The sequence below is a fragment of the Sphingobacterium sp. T2 genome (assembly GCF_000814685.1).
In the GTDB taxonomy this organism is placed as follows: Bacteria; Bacteroidota; Bacteroidia; order Sphingobacteriales; family Sphingobacteriaceae; genus Sphingobacterium; species Sphingobacterium thermophilum.
This window is the reverse complement of the sequence record NZ_JXAC01000179.1, coordinates 1-6,352: the sequence shown is the minus strand read 5'-3', so window position 1 is coordinate 6,352 and position 6,352 is coordinate 1. Positions and strand designations below refer to the sequence as shown.

Here is a 6,352-nt window from a genome sequence, read left to right as displayed (position 1 = left end):
TCGAAATTGAAGGAGAGGCATCTGCAAAGTTGCATTCACCGCCGGCGAACATCGACGGTGTAACGTATCGSCACTTCCWTACTAATTTCGACATCTTCGATCGATTTACTATAGTATTTTCTTCAAGTCAAATATTACGAGCAGCCACAACTATCCTATCATCTTATCCAAACGTGATGTAGGCTTTTCCGGAAACGGCTGGAACTTATTCCTCGAAGTGCGAGATGGAGATAATAAAGTGGGCTGGAACAGCAATATAAGCAGCCAAGTTTTCGGTACCAAACGCGTAAACGATGGAGAATGGCATAGCATAGCCGTAGTCGTTAGCCGTTCCGGCAATGCGGATTCGGTGAAGATGTGTACCGATGGGGAGCTGAATGCTTTCAATACGGCAAATCAAAGCTCACTCGCCAATAATGCGCCACTGGTGATAGGAAAGAAAGCAGGGGATGGTAATACCTCTCCGGACTTTTTGTTGAGCAATTTGCAGATCTACAATACGGCTTTCAGCAACAAAGAAGTTGCAGAATTGGCCGGCATCACCCATGTCGATGCAACCCACCCTAAGTACACCAATCTTTTAGGCTATTGGCCGGGATATGAGGATGCAGGGACCGGAAAGCTTAGTGACATGTCGGGCAACAACCACCATATGGTGCTTAGTGGTCCTTACAACTGGGTGACATTTAGTGACGTGGTGTCGTATTTCCAGCCGCCAATAAGAGACTCTTTCTACAGAATGGTGCCTAACGCGGTGGATGTACCTTTCTTCATCTATCAATGGTTTGGTATTATCCCCAAAGAAAGCTGGGGATTAGAAGGTAAAAGCTGGACACCAACCTTATTAGTATCTACATATTAAAGAGAAGGTTATGAAAAGAACTTATAGAAATATATTTATTCTGGCTGCTACGTTGATGGCGTTGGCATCATGTGGCAAATACGGGTACGACTTCCAAGACGGACACAATATCGGGGATAAGGATCCTTCACCTATAGAGACGGACACAACCATGTATGTGGCCGACAAAAGCCTGTACCATAGAGCGCGCATTTATCCGGGATTAGTTGGAGACAATGTGCCAAGGATTGCGGATACGGCAATAACTTTTGATATGGACTACGTGTATGTCTCCTCTGCTGATCTGAAAGTGAGTGTGGTACCTCAACCTATTTTCAGTACAGGACTTTATGCTCCGGCAGGAGAGAATATAAAAATTACCGTGCCTGAAGGGGTATTGGGACTTACGGTACAGATCGGTGTACATACGGACAACCTATCGGGAAAAGATCCTTTGCGTCGTGATCCTGTAATCTTCACGAAGAAAGAACTTTTTCCAGGGGTCAATTATGTGAAAAATCTCTATGGAGGAACAATATGGATAATAACCAATATTTCACGTCAGAATCCGGTAACCTTGCGTTTTGCAGGTGCTGTACGCTCTCCAGACTTTATTTTGGGACAGACAAACGTGAACGAATGGATTAAAGAGGTTGAAAATACGCAGGTTCCTTGGGTAGAGGCCCGTTCTAGACGAGTGATTTTTTCCATTCCGAGAAATCTTATTTTGAGTTATAAGAATGATGCACTGAACATCGAAGGAGCATTACAAGAATGGAATGAAATATACGAAAAGGATTTCTATGATTGGATGGGACTGGTAGCTAATACTACGGATTTGAAAAACCGCTATCCGGATCTTCCGGAACGCGCTGTATTGGATATACAACCCTCTGTAGGATATGCTCACAATGGTAATCCATGGGTAGCGCAAGCCGATAGACACTGGTTTCGTATGATGGTAGACCGCAACTATATTCTTAATCCGGATAATCTGCCGGAAGTGAGCTGGGGTGCTTTCCATGAGCTGGGCCACAACTATCAGCAGGGGAATACCTGGAGTTGGTCAGGGTTAGGAGAGACAACAAACAACCTATTTGTCTGGAAGGCTGCCAATCGTCTGAATCGATTAGCTATCGCGAACCATCCGGCCATTCCTGATGCTTTTGAACAAGGATTGCAATATGCTGCTAAGACAACAGGTAAAAATATTGATAACAGATTCGGAGATGACAACAGGTAATCATCCGTTTATCAAAATATTGCTTTTCCTGCAAATCTTTAATAAGGCTGTGGGTAAAAATGGAGAGTCGGGATGGGAATTTATGCCATTCATCTATTCGAAAGCTAGGAATACGAACTATTCTTTTACGTTAGATGAAGCTAAGCGAGACTTCTTCTACCGCGCTTTGTGTGAGTTTACAGGCAAAGATTATAGAAGGTTTTGTAAAGCTTGGGGTATACAGATAAGTACTTTGGCACGTCAGGAAATGTCAGCTCTATACCCGCCATTGGATAAAGCCATATGGACCTATAATCCATTGACAAATAGCGGAGGGGAGGATGTTATCATCCCTAAAGAAGATATTGATGTATCAGAATGGACAATTGTAGCAAAGTCTACAGAAGAGCCTACAGGAGAGGGTGCTAACAATGGACAGGCAATCCGTTTGATTGATGGCGACGTTAACACGTTCTGGCATTCGCAATGGGCTGCAGCGACAGCATCCTTGCCGCATTCCATTACTTTCGGGTTAAAATCCAACGAAATCGTTAAGGGCTTCTACCTAGTGCCAAGGCAAAACAGCAGTGGACAACGTCCGCGTTCGGTCGAAATTCAAATCAGTAAAGACAATGTAAATTACACCACATTGACACAAGATGATCTGGAAGAAGGTTATTCTTTCACCATGGCTAATACGGCCGATAGAAAAGAGTTTCGCTTGAAGCAAAGCCAAGAAATACGTTATGTACGTATCTTCTTCAGAGAAAATAATCATAGTGGCAACTCGCATCATGCCTTAGCAGAGTTTGGAGCTTTTTATGACGTAGACTAATTATTACCAAGCATTATGAAAAGAAAATTTTTAAATATCATACCTCTTCTGTTGCTTACCCTAGCAATAGTAGGTTGTACGAAATATTTCAATCCTGAACCTGTTTTTGAGGAATATGAACAGGAAGAGGAGAAAAGTATAGAGAGGAAGGTACTGTTTATTTCTGTGGACGGATTGGTAGGGAGAGAGCTGCAGAAGAAAATTCCAACGAATATCGGTGAGCTCATGAAGACAGGAAAATATTCTTTTGAGGCACTTACCGATAATAATACATCGGATCCGGCAAGCTGGACAACGATGATGACAGGATATAATTCGGACCGTCACAGTATCTTGGATGAGAGCTTTCTGCCACAGCCCAATTCTACCAATCCGCATGGTGACGCCACTTTTGTACCTAGTGTAATATATAGGTTGAAGCAGGTAGAACGTTCGACGAAGGCTTCTGTCGTTGTACAGGACGAAGGGTTGGCTAATATCCTGTTGATGGATGCCGATGACAATGTAATTGCAGATTCGGATGTAAAGACAAAAGAAGAGAGCATAAAGCTCTTGAGCAAGGAAAATGTCGCCGATTTAGTAATCGTTCAATTTAAAGATGTCCTTCGTGCAGGAAAGGAGGAAGGTTTTGACATGTCGAAGGCTGCCTATGCTGATGCTGTAGAGCGTGTTGATGGATACATTGGAGAGCTTGTTGAGACCATTAAAAAGAGAGAAGATGCAGATTACGAGGAATGGCTTATCATTGTCACTTCCAGCCATGGAGGTGTGGAAAACAGCTATGGTGGCGGTTCCTTCGCCGAACGCAATGTATTTTCATTGTACTCCTATAAATATTTCCAGCCGCAAGAGCTTAAAGCAGAAACAATGGAGTACGTGTTCTTGAATGGTTATTTCCCAGGGACATATACCATTACGATGGGGTAGCTACGCGTACTTTTACGGAGATGGGAGTACGTGCCCAGTCGCCTGCCGGCTCAGCAAGCGACATGTTCAACGCCAACTCGACTCCTACAGGCTCCATCTCTTATGATTTTAAATATAGGCTACATCAGGATAACGTATGGGCCGGGTTAAGCTTTACGGGAGGCTATGCATTCTGGTACAACTACTTTATGGGTAAGGACGCCGCCTCTAACAGTGCCGATGCCGGCTGGCACCTCTATGGATACAATGCCAACTTACGTTTAAGATTTCAAGATGGTTCTACTACCCAAGAGTTAGAGTTTACGCGTGGTACGGATGGCAGCTGGCATCATTATACTTTCGTTTTTGAGAAAGTTACCAATACCAGTACCAATGTCTCTGTATATCTTGATGGGGGACGTGTGGCATCACAGGTAATCCCTATGGGGTAGATGCTTTTGCTAACGCTGAACCGCTTACTTTGGGATTCAATACTCAGGTGACAAATCTAGGATATACTCATATGGACTTGGCGGATTTCAGAGTATGGAACAGAGCGCTTACAGATACTGAAGCTCGCAACATTCCGTGTATGCGAAATATTGACCCATCAAATCCGCTGTACAGCAGTCTTATAGCACACTATCGCGACATGAATTCGACAACATGGTTCAATGCATTGGACAATGGTACGCCGGATTTGACATTTTCTAATACACCTCTCATCAATGTTAGTGGAAACTATACTCCTTGTGAGCGTCCAAGTGATGAAGTGTTTGTACAGAACCTGGATATCGTCCCACAGATATTTTATTGGTTAGGCGTAAAAACTCAAGACACCTGGGGATTGCAGGGAGAGGTGTTTCTATCACGTTTTGAATTGGAATTTTTGAAATAGTACAACGATGAAAAAGAATAACAATATATATAAGATTCTGGCTCTATCTTTCTTTGTGTTGTCCCTCATGATGGGATGTAAGGAAAATGAGCTTGTTTTCCCTGAGCAGATTCCTGCAGATGAAATAGAGGTAACCGAAAGAGGTCCGGTAAAGCAGAATGGCTTCACCGTCATTACCATAGATGATGAGAAAGTAAAGTTTGATATTAGTACTGTGGATGTGGAAACCGTAGAATCCATATTCTTCTCACACAACCGCGCAGGCGTCCAAGAGGTGACAGAGGTGAAGAACTTTCAGGAGCTTTACATCATAGAAAACCTGCCAGTAGGAATGCCGACGGCTATAGAGGTATGGGCAAAAGGTAAAAATGGTCTTGAGTCCAAGAAATATACTTATAGTGTCAGTCCTCTGCCTTATCCGGCGAGAGGGTTAGCTAACAATATCTCTATAGAGGGGGGAATAAAGAGTGTGGTATTCTTTATGCTAAACCTTTCTCGGGCTAATGCTACTTTGTATTATAAAATCGATGATGCGGCAACCTTTACTGAAGTGGATATGCCAACCCCAACGCCGGGAGTGAATTTTGAGGTGAAGGGCCTTGCGCCAGGACTGCATACGGTAAGCTATTACGTAGCAGATGAAAATGGTGGCCAGTCTGAGATCAAAACAGCACAGATTGATGTTTTAGAGCCTCCATTGATAAATTATAATACGGCGGAGCTGCGTGCAGGATGGACTCCTTACGCTTCGAACTCCAACTCTCTACAAGAAGGACCTCCAACCTTTATGCTCGACGCCAATCCAAATACTATATGGCATACGCAATGGTTGACCACGATAACTTCGAATCACAGACCGGACCAGAAATATCCGTTTACGTTGATTTTCACATTCACCGAAACTCGCGCAGCTTCCCCAAGTGGACTTTATGATGAGGAATTTCTAAAAAATCCGGCAGGACCGTATAAACCAATCCTTATCAAAGAAGTTACACTGCTGCACCGCGCCGTAAATAATTATCGTGTGAAAGACATTGAGCTATATGGTATCAAAGAAGATGGAACAGAAGTAAAGCTCGGAGATTACACCCTGTCCAATACACAACAGGAAAATGTGATATCCCTAGCTGATAATGAGACATTCTTCAAAGCGGTTAAGATTATCTGTCTAACCACTTTCCATCCTACGGATCAGTTCGCCAATTTCAATGAAATCTTTATAAAGGGATATGAGGTTTATTAAATTCTGAACTTGCACTCTACATAATATAGTTTTACATTTTAATTTTCTGTAATTGCAAAAGGCCTTTGAATGAAGGCCTTTTCTTTTTTGGAAGGCCGATAGGTAAAATATGTCAGCCATTAATCATAATAATGTTTTATTCGTATTATAAATGACGTCTAAACTGTTTTATATCCAGATTTTTACAAGAGGTTTGTTTTATTAATACTATCTTCGGATATACCAAGATTCATTCTACAAAATACTTATGAGTAAAAAGTCTATTTTCATTTTAGTAATTGGTTTAGCTATTGTTTTAGGATTAGTTGCTTATCGTCTAATGGTTAACTCTGCGAAGGAAAAGCAGGGGGGGCGGCAATGCTCGAGGTGGAGGAGTAAGCAGGGTGCAGGGAAAGGTTCTTGTAGGA

General features: G+C 42.6%; 7 protein-coding genes. All 7 read left to right on the top strand.

Annotated elements, in window-relative coordinates:
- Positions 1-103 precede the first annotated feature (103 nt).
- The 7 genes from SD31_RS11235 to SD31_RS11210 are packed head-to-tail and all read left to right on the top strand — an operon-like array spanning position 104 to position 5,945.
- Positions 104-862, top strand: coding sequence for a LamG-like jellyroll fold domain-containing protein (locus SD31_RS11235; protein WP_316929861.1), 759 nt, complete (start codon positions 104-106; stop codon positions 860-862).
- A gap of 10 nt (positions 863-872) precedes the next feature.
- On the top strand, positions 873-2,084 hold the full coding sequence (locus SD31_RS15515) for a M60 family metallopeptidase (protein WP_052258984.1): 1,212 nt from the start codon (positions 873-875) through the stop codon (positions 2,082-2,084).
- Complete coding sequence (locus SD31_RS15510; protein WP_197053675.1) at positions 2,071-2,898, top strand: discoidin domain-containing protein; 828 nt, start codon at positions 2,071-2,073, stop codon at positions 2,896-2,898. Before SD31_RS15515 ends, SD31_RS15510 begins: the two co-directional genes overlap by 14 nt.
- Positions 2,899-2,913: 15 nt before the next feature.
- Entirely contained in the window at positions 2,914-3,825 is a 912-nt protein-coding gene (locus SD31_RS11225; RefSeq protein ID WP_039054185.1) for an alkaline phosphatase family protein, read from the top strand.
- Positions 3,826-3,845: 20 nt separating this feature from the next.
- Positions 3,846-4,256 (top strand): hypothetical protein, encoded by a 411-nt coding sequence (locus tag SD31_RS11220; RefSeq protein WP_039054184.1) that lies wholly within the window; start codon positions 3,846-3,848, stop codon positions 4,254-4,256.
- Between the two features lie 29 nt (positions 4,257-4,285).
- Positions 4,286-4,702, top strand: a complete 417-nt coding sequence (locus tag SD31_RS11215; protein ID WP_039054183.1) for a hypothetical protein — start codon at positions 4,286-4,288, stop codon at positions 4,700-4,702.
- Between the two features lie 7 nt (positions 4,703-4,709).
- Complete coding sequence (locus SD31_RS11210; protein ID WP_052258982.1) at positions 4,710-5,945, top strand: hypothetical protein; 1,236 nt, start codon at positions 4,710-4,712, stop codon at positions 5,943-5,945.
- Positions 5,946-6,352: the final 407 nt, after the last annotated feature.

Excerpts from the sequence above, each read along its gene's own strand:
- SD31_RS11225 (WP_039054185.1), top strand. The coding sequence starts at position 2,914 with ATGAAAAGAAAATTTTTAAATATCATACCTCTTCTGTTGCTTACCCTA.
- SD31_RS15515 (WP_052258984.1), top strand. The coding sequence starts at position 873 with ATGAAAAGAACTTATAGAAATATATTTATTCTGGCTGCTACGTTGATG.
- SD31_RS15510 (WP_197053675.1), top strand. The coding sequence starts at position 2,071 with ATGACAACAGGTAATCATCCGTTTATCAAAATATTGCTTTTCCTGCAA.
- SD31_RS11210 (WP_052258982.1), top strand. The coding sequence starts at position 4,710 with ATGAAAAAGAATAACAATATATATAAGATTCTGGCTCTATCTTTCTTT.
- SD31_RS11220 (WP_039054184.1), top strand. The coding sequence starts at position 3,846 with ATGGGAGTACGTGCCCAGTCGCCTGCCGGCTCAGCAAGCGACATGTTC.